Annotated in this window: 14 protein-coding genes; 9 read left to right on the top strand and 5 right to left on the bottom strand. The window is 68.5% G+C overall.

Annotation, left to right across the window (positions count from 1 at the left end; all coding sequences use genetic code 11):
* Positions 1-18 precede the first annotated feature (18 nt).
* The 4 genes from R2910_01630 to R2910_01615 all read left to right on the top strand — a co-directional run bounded on the left by R2910_01630 (position 19) and on the right by R2910_01615 (position 4228).
* The gene (locus R2910_01630; GenBank protein MEZ4411671.1) at positions 19-780 is read left to right on the top strand and encodes a phosphatase PAP2 family protein; all 762 of its coding nucleotides are present in this window, start codon (positions 19-21) and stop codon (positions 778-780) included.
* Positions 781-791: 11 nt separating this feature from the next.
* Positions 792-1772 carry an extracellular solute-binding protein gene (locus tag R2910_01625; GenBank protein ID MEZ4411670.1) on the top strand — a complete coding sequence of 327 codons (981 nt, stop codon included), beginning with the start codon at positions 792-794 and terminating at the stop codon, positions 1770-1772.
* 6 nt (positions 1773-1778) lie between these two features.
* Entirely contained in the window at positions 1779-3404 is a 1626-nt protein-coding gene (pruA, locus tag R2910_01620) for an L-glutamate gamma-semialdehyde dehydrogenase (protein ID MEZ4411669.1), read from the top strand.
* 164 nt (positions 3405-3568) lie between these two features.
* Positions 3569-4228 carry a hypothetical protein gene (locus tag R2910_01615; GenBank protein MEZ4411668.1) on the top strand — a complete coding sequence of 220 codons (660 nt, stop codon included), beginning with the start codon at positions 3569-3571 and terminating at the stop codon, positions 4226-4228.
* Positions 4229-4231: 3 nt separating this feature from the next.
* Here the strand turns inward: R2910_01615 and R2910_01610 are convergent, their stop codons facing one another.
* Genes R2910_01610 through R2910_01595 form a run of 4 tightly spaced genes read right to left on the bottom strand, consistent with a single transcriptional unit; the run spans position 4232 to position 8954 of the window.
* The gene (locus R2910_01610; GenBank protein MEZ4411667.1) at positions 4232-5827 is read right to left on the bottom strand and encodes a DHA2 family efflux MFS transporter permease subunit; all 1596 of its coding nucleotides are present in this window, start codon (positions 5825-5827) and stop codon (positions 4232-4234) included.
* Between the two features lie 7 nt (positions 5828-5834).
* On the bottom strand, positions 5835-6941 hold the full coding sequence (locus R2910_01605; GenBank protein MEZ4411666.1) for an HlyD family secretion protein: 1107 nt from the start codon (positions 6939-6941) through the stop codon (positions 5835-5837).
* A 28-nt stretch (positions 6942-6969) separates the two neighbouring features.
* On the bottom strand, positions 6970-8289 hold the full coding sequence (locus R2910_01600; GenBank protein ID MEZ4411665.1) for a TolC family protein: 1320 nt from the start codon (positions 8287-8289) through the stop codon (positions 6970-6972).
* 2 nt (positions 8290-8291) lie between these two features.
* Positions 8292-8954: a TetR/AcrR family transcriptional regulator gene (locus tag R2910_01595; GenBank protein MEZ4411664.1), complete on the bottom strand. Its 663-nt coding sequence runs from the start codon at positions 8952-8954 to the stop codon at positions 8292-8294.
* A 175-nt stretch (positions 8955-9129) separates the two neighbouring features.
* Between R2910_01595 and R2910_01590 the strand changes: the two genes are divergently transcribed.
* The 5 genes from R2910_01590 to R2910_01570 all read left to right on the top strand — a co-directional run bounded on the left by R2910_01590 (position 9130) and on the right by R2910_01570 (position 14345).
* Complete coding sequence (locus tag R2910_01590; protein ID MEZ4411663.1) at positions 9130-10248, top strand: tetratricopeptide repeat protein; 1119 nt, start codon at positions 9130-9132, stop codon at positions 10246-10248.
* Between the two features lie 79 nt (positions 10249-10327).
* Positions 10328-12946, top strand: a complete 2619-nt coding sequence (locus R2910_01585; GenBank protein MEZ4411662.1) for a pitrilysin family protein — start codon at positions 10328-10330, stop codon at positions 12944-12946.
* Positions 12943-13458 (top strand): CDP-alcohol phosphatidyltransferase family protein, encoded by a 516-nt coding sequence (locus tag R2910_01580; GenBank protein MEZ4411661.1) that lies wholly within the window; start codon positions 12943-12945, stop codon positions 13456-13458. The genes R2910_01585 and R2910_01580 overlap by 4 nt, the downstream gene beginning before the upstream one ends.
* A gap of 10 nt (positions 13459-13468) precedes the next feature.
* The gene (locus R2910_01575) at positions 13469-13876 is read left to right on the top strand and encodes an OsmC family protein (protein ID MEZ4411660.1); all 408 of its coding nucleotides are present in this window, start codon (positions 13469-13471) and stop codon (positions 13874-13876) included.
* Positions 13857-14345 (top strand): hypothetical protein, encoded by a 489-nt coding sequence (locus R2910_01570; GenBank protein MEZ4411659.1) that lies wholly within the window; start codon positions 13857-13859, stop codon positions 14343-14345. The genes R2910_01575 and R2910_01570 overlap by 20 nt, the downstream gene beginning before the upstream one ends.
* 40 nt (positions 14346-14385) lie before the next feature.
* On the opposite strand, the gene R2910_01565 is transcribed toward R2910_01570, so the two are convergent.
* Positions 14386-14658, bottom strand: a complete 273-nt coding sequence (locus R2910_01565) for a hypothetical protein (GenBank protein MEZ4411658.1) — start codon at positions 14656-14658, stop codon at positions 14386-14388.
* Positions 14659-14860 lie beyond the last annotated feature (202 nt).

Below are 14860 nucleotides of genomic sequence, written 5' to 3'. Positions count from 1 at the left end.
ATTCAACTACCTTAAATAATGCCGACTGCACTTTCTCCCAAGGGGTGGCTCCTCCGATCGCTCATTGGCGCTACCGTTCTCTGGGCGCAGGCATCGCCACTCCTCGCCCAAGATGCCCCCCCACCCTACCAGATCCAATGGTACCAGCCGCTCGTCGTGGCCGCCGGTGTGTCGGTGCTCTTCCTGGTCGACAATCCGGTCCGGAGCTACATGCTGGACAACCAGACCAGCACCAAGGACGACGTCGCGAGCGCGTTCAAGAAGGTCGGCGAGCCGGAGGTCTGGGCGCTCGTGCCGGCGGTGATGGTGGGGACCGGCCTCGCGTTCAAGAAACCGGGGCTGACGCGCTCCGGGCTGCGGGCGGTCACCTCCGCCGTGCTGGCGGGCGGCGTGACCGCCTTCCTGAAGGTGGCCTTCGGCCGGGAACGGCCCAGCGCCGCCGGGTCGGAACCGCTCGATTTCGAGCCGTTCGAATTGTCCAGCGACGACGCCTCCATGCCCTCGGGCCACACCTCGGCCGCCTTCGGGCTTGCCGCCAGCCTGGCGGAGGATGTCCACCCGCTCTGGGGCAAGATCGGCCTCTACATGGTGGCAACGGGCACCGCCTGGTCGCGGGTCTACAATAACCAGCACTGGACCAGCGACGTGGTTGCCGGGGCCATCGTCGGCATCACTTCCGCCAAGCTGGTGAGCGGGAAGTGGCAAGTGTGGGGAATCCACCCTCCATCCGTCTTCACCAACGGCCATCAGGTGACGGTCAGTTGGCAGGGCACATTCTAGGAGTCTCGCGCGTGCGCTCCCTGCTTCTCAGATGGTCGCTGGTTGCCGCCACCCTCCTCGTCCTTGGGTTTCCCACGGCGGCGCTGGCCCAGGATGTCCCGCTCAAGGGTGACCTGGTTGTGTTCAACGCCGGCAGCCTCGGGCTCCCCTTCCGCAACCTGCTCAAGGCATTCAAGAAGGCGAACCCCGAGGTCCGTACCTCCCAGGAGTCGGCGGGGAGCCTCGAGTCGGCCAGGAAAGTCACCGAGCTCGGCAAGACGCCGGACATTCTGGCCGTGGCCGACTACGCCATCATCCCCAAGCTGCTGGTCCCGGCCCACGCCGACTGGTACGCCACCTTTGCCACCAATTCCCTGGTGCTCGCCTTTCGGAACGAATCCCAGGGGGCGCTCGACATCGACACCCAGAACTGGTACCGGGTGCTTCTCCGCCCGGGGATTCGCACGGGACGGTCGGACCCCGCGCTCGACCCGGCCGGGTACCGCACGCTCATGGTGTGGCAGCTGGCGGAGCGGTACTACCGGCAGCCGACGCTTGCCCGATTGCTCAAGAACGCCAGCCCGCCGCGCTACATGCGGCCCAAGGAGTCCGATCTGACGGCGCTCCTGCAGCTCGGTGAGCTTGATTACGTCTGGACCTACGCATCAATCGCACGGACCAGCGGGTTCCGGTGGGTAGACCTGCCCCCGGAGATCAATCTGAGCGATCCCTCCCAGGCCGCCACCTACGCGGAGGCGCGGGTCGTACTCCCCGGCGCAAATCGCGCGGCGAACGACAGCGTCGAATTCCGCGGCGAACCGATCGTCTATGCGTTTACCATCCCGCGCGGCGCACCCCATCCCGAGATTGCCGAGGCGTTCGTGCGGTTCCTCTTCTCACCGGATGGACAGCGGATCCTGGCCGACGCCGGGTTGCAGCCCGCGGTGCCGCCGTCGCTCGGCGGACCGGGCCAGCCGCCGTTATCTTTGCAGGGACTTTTTCCCCATGAGTGAACCGACATGAGCGCGTATCGCACCCCCGCCCCCCGCAACGAACCGGTCCTCAACTACGCCCCGGGCTCGCCCGAGCGGGCGGCGCTGAAGGCGGCCCTGGCCAAGATGTCAGGTGAGACGATCGAGATCCCGGTCGTGATCGGCGGGCAGGAATTCCGGACCGGCCGCACCATCGACGTGGTCTCCCCGCACCAGCACGGGCGGGTCCTTGCCAAGGCGCACCTGGCGGACCCGGCCCTGATTACCAAGGCAATCGCCAACGCGACGGCCGCCCAGCGCGAGTGGGCGGCGATGCCGTTCGCCGACCGGGCGGCGGTGTTCCTGAAGGCGGCGGACCTCCTGGCAGGGCCCTGGCGGCAGGTGGTCAATGCCGCGACGATGCTCGGCCAGAGCAAGACGGCCTACCAGGCAGAGATCGACAGTGCCTGCGAGTTGATCGATTTCCTTCGGTTCAACGTCCACTTCGCCGAGCGACTCTACGAAGAGCAGCCGGTCTCTTCCCCCGGTATCTGGAACCGGATGGATCACCGCCCCCTCGAGGGGTTCATCTACGCGATCACGCCATTCAATTTCACGGCCATCGGCGGCAACCTGCCGACGACGCCGGCCATCCTGGGCAACGTCGTGCTCTGGAAGCCGGCTTCAGCGGCGTTGCTGAGCAACTGGTACGTGTACAAGCTGCTTGAGGCGGCGGGGCTGCCGCCCGGCGTGATCAATTTCGTGCCCGGGAGCGCGGCGCAGGTGTCGGACCTCCTGCTCGCCGACCGGCGGCTGGCGGGCATCCACTTCACCGGCTCGACGGAGGTCTTCCAGACACTCTGGCGCACGGTGGGCACCAACCTGCCGAACTATGCCTCCTATCCCCGGCTGGTCGGCGAGACGGGCGGCAAGGACTTCATTGTGGCGCACCAGAGCGCCGATGCCGACGCGCTCGCCGTGGCGATGGTGCGGGGGGCGTTCGAGTACCAGGGACAGAAGTGCAGCGCCGCTTCGCGGGCCTACGTACCGGACAACCTCTGGCCGGCGGTCCGGGAGCGGGTACTGGCTATGATGGCCGACATCAAGATGGGCGATGTGTCGGACTTCCGGAACTTCGTCGGCGCCGTCATCGACAAGAAGGCGTACGCCAGCATTTCGGAGTACATCACGACGGCCAGCAAGGCCAAGGGTGTGGAGGTGGTGGCCGGCGGAGGGTGCGACGACTCCGTCGGCTACTTCATCGAGCCGACGCTCCTGAAGGCCGAGGACCCGAAGTACCGCACGATGTGCGAGGAGATCTTCGGGCCGGTGCTGACGCTGCACGTCTATCCCGCGGCGAAGTGGGAGGAGACGCTGGCGCTGGTGGACAGCACGAGCCCGTATGCGCTGACCGGCTCGGTATTCGCGCGGGATCGCCGAGTGCTGGCCGGCGCCTCCGACGCCCTGCGAAACGCCGCCGGGAACTTCTACCTGAACGACAAGCCGACGGGGGCGGTCGTGGGGCAGCAGCCGTTCGGCGGCGCGCGGGCCAGCGGCACCAACGACAAGGCGGGTTCGATCCTCAACCTGATGCGCTGGATTTCGCCGCGCACGATCAAGGAGACCTTTGATCCGCCGACGAAGTACCGGTATCCGTTCATGGACGCGGAGTAGAGGAGGCGGGGCTGCGGGGCAGGGAGGCAGCGAGGCCGTGGGGGGTAGGGGCGCAACGCGTTGCGCCCCTACCCCTTGTGTTTCTGCTTTGCACCATGGTGTCGACGGCTGGTAGTGCGCAGGCGCCGGCCTACACGGCGGCGACGATCGGTTGCGCACGGTTCATGGAATCGACGCGCGGCGAGCTCGAGTCGGCGTTCGGGTCAGTGCGTCGCACCGAGACCCTCGGGCGTGACGGCGTGCTCCTCGTCCGGGCGGTGCCAACCGGCGCGGGCCTGGAGGTGGAGGCGTGGTACGATACGCTCGCGGTCTTCCGGGAGGGCCCGGAAGGGCGGTTTGTGCCTGACGCCGACGGAATCTTTGGCGGACGATACAACGGCCTTCTCGATGCCGATGGTGACTACCTCTCCAACGTGACTCCCTTCGTCCCGGCCGCGCTGCGGGACATCTTCGACTTCAGCCGGATTCTCCTGCATTTCTTCCCGCCGCTGCCCCCGAAGCCCCTCCGTCCGGGCGGAGAGTGGACCGAGGACGCCGGGCTGACGATCTGGCGGCTGTCGGACAGCGCGTCCCCCCAGGGTCCCGTGAGCCGCTATCGCTGGATTCGACGGGACGCGTGGGACGAAGGGGTGAACGTCGGCGACGCGACGGTCGTGGTGCATCGGAGCGAGTCGGAGAGCGGGCGCCTGCAGTGGCGGGAGGGGGAGGGACCGTTGGGGTGGGCGAGTTCCACCGACGCGAGCGTGGAGTTCGTGAATGGCGCAGGGCGCAGCAGGCTCACCCAGGAGACGCAGGTCCGCCGGGTGGCTGAAGACTGCCAGTGAGGCCTAGTGGGCGGCCGGACCAGCGCCGGCCGCGGCCTTTCCGGTGCGCATGAACAGCAAGAGGGGGAGTGCGAGGAGGAACGCCGCCCCCATGGTGAAGAAGACCTTTTCAAAGGCGATGACCGCCGCCTGCTGATGCAGGACCCTGTCGAGGAGGGCCATCGCCTTGTGGGTGGCCTCTTGTGGTGTGCCTCCCTGCCGCAGGAAGAGGTGCTGCAGCCCCCCGAGCCATTGCCGGGGTGCCGCATCGGTCACACCGAGGTGGGGGCGAAGCGCCTCGCGCGCCTGTTCGGTGAAACGCTGGAGAATCGTCGCCGTGATGGCGATTCCGAAACTGCCGCCCAGTTGGCGCGACAGATTGAAGAGCCCAGTTCCCTGCGCCATCTGCTTCGATGGGAGGTCCGCAACGGTGGCGGCGGTGAGCGGCACGAAAATGAGCCCCATGGCGACACCGCGCAGGATCATCGGGACGAGCAGATCGCCCATGCCGAGCTCAATCGTGAAGTGGTAGTGGCGCCACATCGAGAGGGCGAACAGGAGCACGCCGACGGTGATACTGAGCCGGGCGTCGATCCGGGTGTTGAACCGGCCTGCCACCGCCATGGTGACCGCGCTGGCGAGCGCGCCTGGCAGGATCACGAGGCCAGTGTCCCAGGCGGTGTAGCCCAGGAAGTTCTGCAGGAACACGGGCAGGGCGAAGACGCTCGAGTAGAGGGCAAAACCGAGCAGCAGCCCGAAGACGACACCGATCGACAGCTGGCGATTGGCGAGCACCCGGAGATTGACGACGGGAAACGGGGTGCGGAGCTCGTGCCAGACAAAGAGCAGGATCGCGGTGACGGCAACCGTCATTTCCGTGATGATTTCTCGTGAGGCGAACCAGTCGTGGGCCTCGCCGCGCTCGAGACAGATCTGAAGCGACCCGATCCCGATGATGAGGAGCGCCAGGCCCTTCCAGTCCACTTGGTCCGGCATGTCGATATGGTGCTCGGGCTCCGGCACATACCGCCAGGTCATCATGCCGGCAAAGATCCCGAGCGGCACGTTGATGTAGAAGATCCACGGCCAGGCGTAGTTGTCCGTAATCCACCCGCCGAGGGTCGGACCGAGGGTCGGGCCGACCATGACCCCCATCCCGAAAATGGCCATGGCCGTGCCGGCTTCCTTTCGGGGGAAGACGTCGAAGAGAATTGCCTGCGCCGTGGAGATCAGCGCGCCGCCGCCGATGCCCTGGATCGCCCGCCAGAAGACCAGATCGTGGAGCGTGGTTGCGTGTCCGCAAAAGAACGAGGCCAGCGTGAAGAGGGCGATGGAGCCGGTGTAGTAGTTGCGCCGGCCGAGCCGCTCGGAGAGCCACCCGGTCAGCGGCAGGATGATGACGTTGGCCACGATGTAGCCGGTGCTGACCCAGGCGATCTCGTCCAGCGTGGCGCCAAGATTTCCCATCATGTGCGGGATGGCGACGTTGACGATGCTCGTGTCCACGAGCTCGAGCACGCTCGCCAGGGTGACCGCAAAGGCGATCATGTAGCGCGCGCCGTACACCTCGGAGCGGGCGAGTTGTGGCCGCCCGCTTCGGGGCAGGGCAATGGACGTCACGGCGAGCTCAGCGGGTCGTGATGGTCACGGTGGCGGAGAGGCCGGGGCGGAGTGGATAGTCCCCGGTCGGTTCGGGCCGCACCGCGATTCGGACCGGCACGCGCTGCACGACCTTGGTGAAGTTTCCGGTGGCGTTGTCCGGCGGAAGCAGGGCGAACCGCGCCCCGGTGGCGGGGCTGACGCTCTCCACCGCGCCGTGGAAGGTATGTCCGGGGTAGGCATCCACCGTGAAGACGGCGGAGTCGCCGGGGGTGACCCCCTCGATCTCGGTTTCCTTCAGGTTGGCGGTGACCCAGACGGTTTCGCTGGGTACGACCGTCATCAGCGTCTGCCCCGCCTGGACCAGCTCGCCGATTTCCACTTGGCGGCGGGCCACGATGCCGTTCGACGGTGCCACCAGCGTGGTGTACCCAAGCTGCAGCCGCGCCGTTTCCACGGCGGCCTCCGCCGCGCCGAGCCGCGCATCGGCGCCCTGCAAGGCGGCCAGTGAGGCAGAGATCTGGTCGCCGGCGGCGCTGGCCTGGCGGCGGGCCGCATCCAACTGCGCGCCCGCGACGGCGTAGGCCGCTTCAGCGGCGTCGAGCTGCTGGGCGGAGACGACCTGGCTGGCGGCGAGTCGCCTTACCCGCTCGAGGTCCGCGGTCGCCTTGCGCAGCGTTGCCTCGGCCGACACCACCGACGCCTGCGCGCTCGCGGCGTTGGCGCGACTGGCGGCAAGTTGTGCCTGCATCTGGCCCGCGCGCCGGTTGTTGCTTGCCATGGCGCGGGCGGAGGCGAGGTCCGCCTCCGCCTGCAGCAGCCGGGCGTTGGCGTCGCGCGGGTCCAGGAGTACGAGGGTGTCGCCCGCCTGTACCGCCTGGTTCTCCTCTACCAACACACGCAGCACGAAGGCGCTGACCTTGGGCGCTACCGGCGTGATGTGCCCGTCGACCTGCGCATTGTCGGTGCTCACGTGAGTGCGGCCGAAGAGCCAGGTCCGCAGGGCCCACCCGCCGCCGAAGAGCAGGAAGGCGGCGAGGAGGACGAGGGGGATTTTCGATCCGCGCGGCGAAGCAACGGCCTCGGGTGCGTCCGAAGGCGGTGCGGTGTCGGTGCCCGGCATAGTAGCTGTCATGATCGTTTCAGCGTGAATGGGGTCGTGGTTATTGGAGTCGGTCGAGCACGCCGAGGGCCTGGTAGAGCGTAATGCGCGCCACCCCGTAGCTCGCCCGGGCTTGGATCAAAGCGTTGCGGGCGCTGACCACCACCGACTGCGACTGGGTGGTTTCGACGCTGCCCACCACCCCGGCGTCGAACCGCTCGCGGGCCTGGCTGAGCTCGAGTGTGGCGAGCGCAAGGCGGTCGGTGGCGAGGGATACGGCGCTCTCGGCGGTGGCCAGGTCCAGCAGGGCGCGCCGGACCTCCTGCTCCGCCTGCCGCTGCACGTCATACTCACGCAGCTGCTGCGCTTCGAGTCGAAGCGACTGCTCGGAGGCGCGGCGCTGGCGCCGGAGTCCGTCGAACACGGGGATGTGCACTCCAAACATCAGGCTGTAGCTGCCGAGCAAGCGGTCGGACTGCTGCCCCGCCCAGTTGTATTGACCCTGGAAGCCCAGGCTTGGCAGGTACTCATTGTTCACCGCGCGAAGGTTCTTGCGGGCCACCTCCGTGCGCCCCGCCTCGGCGGTCACGTCGGTCCGATGGCCGAGGGCAAACGCGACCGCCTGATCCGGCTCGACGGGCACGTCGACCGGCGCGGCCCCGAGGCTGTCGGTGAGCCGGAGCGTGGCGTCGAGTGGGAGGTTCAGGAGGCGGAGCAGGTCCAGCCTGGCTCGGGCCAATTCGTTCCGTGCGGTGAGCAGGTCCGATTGCACGGCCCGGGCGTTGACCTCATTGCGCGTGAGGTCGATCGCCGGCGTCACCCCGGCGGACTGGAACTGCCGGGCCTGGGCGAGGAGTGTCGCCGCGATGGCGCTGTCGGCCACCCGCGCGGTGACCAGTTCAGTGGCAGCGAGGACGCGGAGGTATGCCAATCCGGCCGCGGTTCCCGCCAGGCTGCCGGCGTATTGCGCGTCGAGTCCCGCCACCGTCACGGAATCCGATGCCGCCTTCAGGCGCTCGATGACGGCGGCGTCGAAGATGACCTGGCTCGCCTTGAGCTGCAGCGCATAGAGCGTGAACGGCGGCGTCACGCCGATGGCCCCGGGAAATCCGAACTGCTCGAAGTTCACGGTTTGCGGCGTGATGGCGCCGTCGGCGCTGACTTGCGGCAGCAGGGCGGACCGGGTGATGCCTGCCTTGTCGCTTGCCACCCTAGCGTTGAGGTTGGCAAGGGTGGCCGTCACCGCCTGGTGGCGGCCGAGCCGCACTGCGTCGAGCAGGGAGAGTTCCGCGGGTGCCTGGCTGACCGCCTGCGCGGCGAGCGGGGCGGCCATGAGTACGCCGAGGGCGGAGAGGAGCAGGGTGCGAAGCGGGTGAGGCATGCTCAAGCCGCCGGGCCGGCCGATGGCCGGGCCTCGACGCCGTGGAGGAAGAGATCGAGGATCCCGTCGAGCACCTGTGCGTCCGCGATGCGGTCCGGGTCCATGGCGGAGAAGAAACACTGCGACTGCGCGGAGAAGACCATCAAGTGGGGCAAACCGCGCGCGGCGAAGCCGTGGAGGTCGGCGCGGAACTCCCCGCTCGCGATGCCGCGGTCGAGCACCGACTGAATCATCCGGCGTCCGCGGAGGATGACCTCATCAAAGTAGAAGCGTGCCAACTCCGGAAACTCATGCAGTTCCGAATGCACCAGGCGGGCGATCCGCGCCCGGGTGGGGTCGCGGAGGTGGTCCCACATCCGGCGAATGAGCAGCGCGAGGAGTTCTCGTGAGGTACCGCGGTGCGCGCGAATGAGTTCTTCGCCGGCGGTGAGGACCGTGATCACGTTGGCGCGCACCATTTCGCGGAAGAGCGCTTCTTTCGAGTCGAAATAGCGATACAGCGTGCCCTTGCTGACGTCGGCGCGGCGCGCCACGTCATCGAGCTTGGTACGTGCGAAGCCGGCTGTGGCGAATACTTCCGTGGCGGCCGCGATGATTTCTTCGTGGCGGGCTTCGGGGCGGCGTTGCCAGCGGGGGCGCGGGGCGCGACGACGGGTCTGGGGCATGGTGGCCTGGATGACGAATAAGTAACTGACTGGTCAGTAACATAATTTTGCGGTCCCTGTTGTCAACCGCGGCCACCGTGGCCGCCTCGTTACGCAACTCCCTGTCATCGCTACTCTTGCGTGGGAACCCTGTCCCGCCCTAATTTGTGGCAACCAGCCTCCGGAGGCACCGCCGATGTCGGAAAGCTTTCTAAGCTCCGACGAATACGACGAAAGCGCCCATTCCCTCTATAACGAAGGCCGGTACGACGAAGCACTGGATCTACTCCGCGTCGGGGTGACGCTCTATCCGCACGCGGTGGAACTGCACGTGGGCATGGCCTACGCCTACCTCGCCCGCGAAGAATACGCCTGGGCACGTCGCAGCTTCGACCGTGCCGTTGCGCGCGACCCCGACCATGAAGACGCGCTCGCCGGACTTGGCGAGACTCTCCTCAAGATCGGCGACCGGGGCGGTGCCCTTGCCGCCTTCGAACGCGTCGTGGCCCTCGGGTTCCGTGACGACCACGAGCTCATGCTGCAGCTCGGGCGCGCCCTCTTTCGCGAGGGCCTGCTGGCGCAGGCGCACCGCTTCTTCGAGTTCGCCGTGTCCGCTCACCCCGATTCGCCGGAGGCCGCCGCGTGCGTGGGGTACGCCTCGCACCGGCTTGGCAACGAGAGCGGCGCGCTCTACTGGCTGCGGCGCGCCCTGGAAATCGATCCCACCTACGCCGAAGCGCGCATCTACCTCGCGAATCTGCTCTACGACCGGGGCGAGTCGGAGGCGTCCTTGCATCACCTGGAGCGCACCCAGCCCGAGGAGCACTTCGACGAGCTGGCCCTCTGGCGCTACATCGAGCTGAAGAAGTCGCTCTTCCGCCTGCCCGACGATGACCCCGAGCTGGTGCCCTGGCTCGCGCGCCTCGGCGAAGTGGCCGCCGAGCCCGACAGCATCGACATGCTGCTCGCGGAAATGGAGGCGCTCCTTCCCGACGGTACCCTGCGCGACCCGAACCAGCTCGAACTCTTCGGGACGCTGCTCACCGAGCTGCAGGCGATGCAGAAGCGCCCCAACGTCGGGGAGTCGCACCTGGTGGCGACGCTCTCGGGCCATCTGTTCAACGGCACCTGGGAGGAAATCCTCCTCCAGATGAAGGCCGCCGACCAGGAAAGCCCGTCGGCCTCGCTCGTGGAGTTCATGGCGGGCCTCGCGCGCCGCGGCCAGGCCGAGACCGGGATCGTCATTCCGGTCACCGATGCCGAGGCGTTCATCCGCGGCAGTTCGGAGGCGGGCGTCCTCCGCATCATTCAGTAAAGCTTCCTCCAATTCGTGAACGACCGGGGCCCGCGAGGGCCCCGTCGTGCATCCGGCCCCTGTTCGCATACCTTTCGGCATGCCGACAACGAAATCCTGGACCGCGGGCGTCGTCCGCGAAGTCCTGCCGAACGGGTTGACCCTGCTCGCACAGCGCGATCCCTCCGCCCCCGCCGTGGCCGTGGTGACCCATGTGAAGGCGGGGTTCTTCGACGAGCCCGACCGGTGGGCCGGCATCAGCCATGTGCTGGAGCACATGTTCTTCAAGGGGACGCCGAGCCGGGGTGTGGGAGAAGTGGCCCGGCAGACCAAGGCGGCGGGTGGCTATCTCAACGCCGGCACCGCCTACGACTACACCACCTACTACGTGACGCTCCCCGCCGCGGAACTCGAGACGGCGCTCGAGATCCAGGCCGACGCGTTGCAGCACGCTTCGCTGGACCGCGAGGAGCTGGCGCGCGAACTCCAGGTGATCATCCAGGAGGCGAAGCGGAAGCTCGACTCCCCCGGGTCGTTGGCCCACGAAACGCTGCACGAGGTGCTCTTCGACCGGCACCGGATCCGGCGCTGGCGCATCGGCACGGAGGCGGCGCTGGCCGGCTTCACGCGCGACGACGTCGCCGGCTACTACGAGTCCCGGTATGTGCCCGGCCGCACGATCGTGGCGATCGTGGGCGACGTCGATCCTGCGGAGGCACTCCGGGCCGCGCGCGCCCGCTATGCCGACTGGCCGGCCCGCGCGGCCGGCACTGACCCCTCGCCGGTGGAACCGCCCCGCCGGGACGTCCGGGCCCGCACGCTGCGCGGCCCGATCACGCTGGCGCAGCTGGCGCTCGGCTGGCGGACGGTGTCCGCGCTCCATCCCGATACACCGGCCCTGGACCTGGCCGCCGCGGTGCTCGGCAGCGGGCGCGGGTCTTGGCTCTACCGCGGCGTGCGGGCCCCGGGGCTGGCGACCAGTATCTCCGCGTATCACTACTCTCCCACGGAAGTCGGCGTGTTCAGTATCGGCGCGGAGCTCGAGCCCGCGCGACTTCCGGCCGCACTCGAGGAAATCGCACAGGCCGTGCTCGCGCTCCGGGACAGCGGGCCGACCGAGGCCGACGTGGCGCGGGCCCGGGCGCTCCTGCTGACACGGTGGGGCAGGCGTCTCGAGACGATGGACGGTCGCGCGAGCGCCCTCGCTTCCGCGGAGGCGCTGCGAGACGTGGCGCTCCTCGACGAGGAATTTGCGCAGCTCGCCGCGGTGACCGCCGCCGACGTGCGGCGCGTGGCCGCGGAGTATCTCCTGCCCGACGCGGTCGGTGCCGTGGCGTACTTGCCCGACGGGGAGGGAGTCGATCTCGAGCCGCAAACGCTCGCCGCGACATTCGCACGGCCAGCCGCCGCACGCCCCGCCCCCGGCGCCGAGCCGGTGCCATCTGCGCGACAGGCACACCGACGCCCGGCGGGACGGACCACGGCCGAGGTCCTCCACGTCCCGCTCGACGGGGCGGACCTTCTGCTCCGCAGGAAGACCGGTGTGCCGGCCGTCTCGCTCGGGGTCCACGTCATGCGGAGCGGTGTGGAGACGCCGACCGAGGCGGGGCTGGGGGCGCTCGCCCTTCGAAGCGCGATTCGCGGGGCGGGGCCCTACGATGCCGAGCAGTTCGCCCTGGCGTTCGAACGCCTGGGGGGGACCCTCGGATCTTCGGTTGCCACGGACCGGCTTGGCATGACCACCTCCGTCATGTCGGAACGGCTGGGACCGGCGGCCGCCCTGCTGCGGCTGGCGGTGGATGAACCGAGGTTCGCCGAGGCGGAGGTGACGCGCGAGCGGGACTTGATGATCGAAGAAGCGAGGCAGGTGGCCGACGACACCTTTCGCTACCCCTTCCAGCTCGCCTTTCGCTGCGCGTTCGGCGACACTGGCTATGGCTTGCCCCCCTCCGGCCTGGAGGAAACGCTTCGGGCCATCGCGCCCGCACGCGTGCCGGCCTGGCACCGCGACGCCGTCCGGGGACATCGGCTGACCATCGTGGCTGTCGGCGATCTCGACCCGGCGCGGGCCGCCGACGAACTTGCCGCGGTGTTCGGTGACTGGCAAAGCCAGCCGCAGGAGGCCGCTTTGCCGGTCAGCTGGATGCCGGCCGCCTCGCCCGTCGAGCGCCGCGTGGATCTCGGCAAGGCGCAATCGGCCTTTGCGATGCTGTTTCCGGGCCCGACGCGGCGGGATCCGCAGCGGCACGCGGCCGAAGTGTGGGCGGCGGTGGCGAGCGGCCTGGGTGGACGGCTCTTCGACGCGCTGCGGGAGCAGCGCTCGCTTGCGTATACTGTGCTGGCCTTTGCCTGGCCCCGCCTGCGGGCCGGGGCGCTGGGCACCTACATTGCCACCGCACCGGAGCGGGAGGTCGAGGCGCGGGACGCCATGCTGGAGGAGTTGGCCCGCTTCGCGAACGAGGCGGTCACCCCCGAGGAGCTCCGCGGCGCCATTGGATACCTGGCGGGCCAGGCGGCGGTCCAGCGCCAGAGTGCCGGACACCTGCTGACGGAAATCGCGGACGCGTGGATGCTGGGCGAGGGGCTCGACGAGCTCGAGGATCCGGGGGCGCCGTACCGCCGGGTGACGGCCGAGGCAGTCTGGGCGGTGGCGCGTGAGTCACTGCAGCCGGGGCGGCGCGCCGAAGGAGTGGTCTGCGGGAATGGTGGCGGGCGGTGACGACGCGGACCAGGTTCACGATCGCGGACTTCTTCACCGTGATCCGCCTGCCGCTGGCCGTCGCATTCCCGCTCGTGGGCGAGACATGGCGTCTCGTCGTGCTGGCGGTCGCGGCCGCCTCCGACCTGCTGGACGGGTTCCTGGCGCGCCGCATCGGCAGCTCGCGGTTCGGGCCGTTCATCGACCCGGTCGCCGACAAGCTGTTCATGGCGGTGGCGTTTGGCACCGTGCTTTTTTCCGGGGAACTGACCTGGTGGGAGTTGCTCGGGGTGCTGGCCCGGGATATTGCAGCCAGCGTCGCGTTCTTCATCACGACCATTCGCGGCCGGGCCAGCGCCATTCCGGCCCGCGCGGGTGGCAAGGCGGTCACGGTGTTGCAGGTGGCCACGCTCTTTGCTTTTGTCCTTGGCTCCCCGTTGCTCCGCCCGCTGGCGTGGGCCACGGCGGCTGTCGCGCTGTACGCCATCTGGGACTACACCCGGGCGGCGAAGGTGTCCTCACGACCACTCTAGGAATGGAACCATGACGGAAACCAAGAAGGTGACCCTTCACTGGCTGGACGACCTTCGCTTTGAGGGAGGCGAGCCCGGCGGTCCCCAGGTGCTCATCGATGCCGAGAACGCCGACGCCCCCGGTCCGATGCTCCAGGTCCTCCTGGCCGCGGCCGCGTGCAGCGGCGCGGACGTCGTCTCCATTCTCAAGAAGATGCAGGTGGCACTTGAGTCGGTGGAGATTGCCATGACGGGGGATCGGCGGACGGAGCACCCCAAGCGCTACACCGCCATTCACTATGCCTGGACCATTCGGGGCCTCGGCCTCGACGAGACCAAGGCGCGGCGGGCCATCGATCTCTCGATGGAGAAGTACTGTTCCGTCCTGCATTCCCTGGCCCCGGACATCGCCACGAGCTATGACCTCACGCTGGGCTAGCCGGGCGCTGGTCCAGACACTCGTCCTTGCTCTGTGGGCCGCGCCGCTCGCCGGGCAGGGCGGACCGGTACGGGAAGCGGGGCTGGAGGCGGTGGTAACGGCGGCGGATCCGGGCGTCTACACCGCAGGTCTCACCGCCTCGGTGCGGCCGAGCCTGCGGACCCGTATCGGGCTCTACGCCGGCGGCGGTGTGACCGGAGATGGGGACGGGGTAGGGCGCGCCGAACTGCTGGGTCAGTTCCTGCTCAATCCCCGCAGCATGCACCTGGGCGTCTATGCCGGCGGCGGGCTGGCGGGGGTCTTCGCGAGCGGTGCCGACAACGGCTACCTGGTGGTGATGGTGGGGGTCGAGAGCCGGCCCGGGGGCAGGGGGGGCTGGTTCGTGGAGGCGGGCGTGGGCGGGGGGGCCAGGTTGGCCGCCGGATACCGGTGGCGAAAACTCCCGCCGGGGTGGCGGGCACAGCGGTGAAGTCAAACCGCCCCGGCAGCAGAGCCCGGGGCGGTGCGTGCTACTCGGCGGATCCGCTGCCGACGGTTTCGGTCTGGCGCTGCACCACCGGCTGACAGTACCGCTCGCCGAGGAGGCGAAGGTTCGCGCGATCCTCTTCCGCAAGGTCGGGATAGCGCTCCGTCAGGTATTGCATGGTGTCGTCGAACCAGTCCTTCTGGTGCTCGAGTTCGGCTTCCATCACGCCGCACCGAAGGATGTGGCTGAAGAGTTCGTCGCGCGCCTGGTCGAACGAGGCGGGCGGCGCCGACCGCTGGGTCTTTTTCTTGGTCATGCACCTTCCTCTGGGTGGAACTCGGCCCCGACGTCCTGTGCGCCGGGCGTGCGGAAACATAACAGGGGATGGGGGCAAATCGCAAAGGTTCCGGCCCGAGCGGCGGTCACGTAATCCATTACATTCCAGTCGGTTGATGGGGTCGGCCGTCTCGGCGGCCGGGCCTTCCGCAAAGCCCTGCGACTCAATTGAGGACAATTTC

Source organism: Gemmatimonadales bacterium, assembly GCA_041390145.1.
In the GTDB taxonomy this organism is placed as follows: Bacteria; Gemmatimonadota; Gemmatimonadetes; order Gemmatimonadales; family GWC2-71-9; genus SPDF01.
This window is presented reverse-complemented; position numbering and strand designations above follow the sequence as displayed.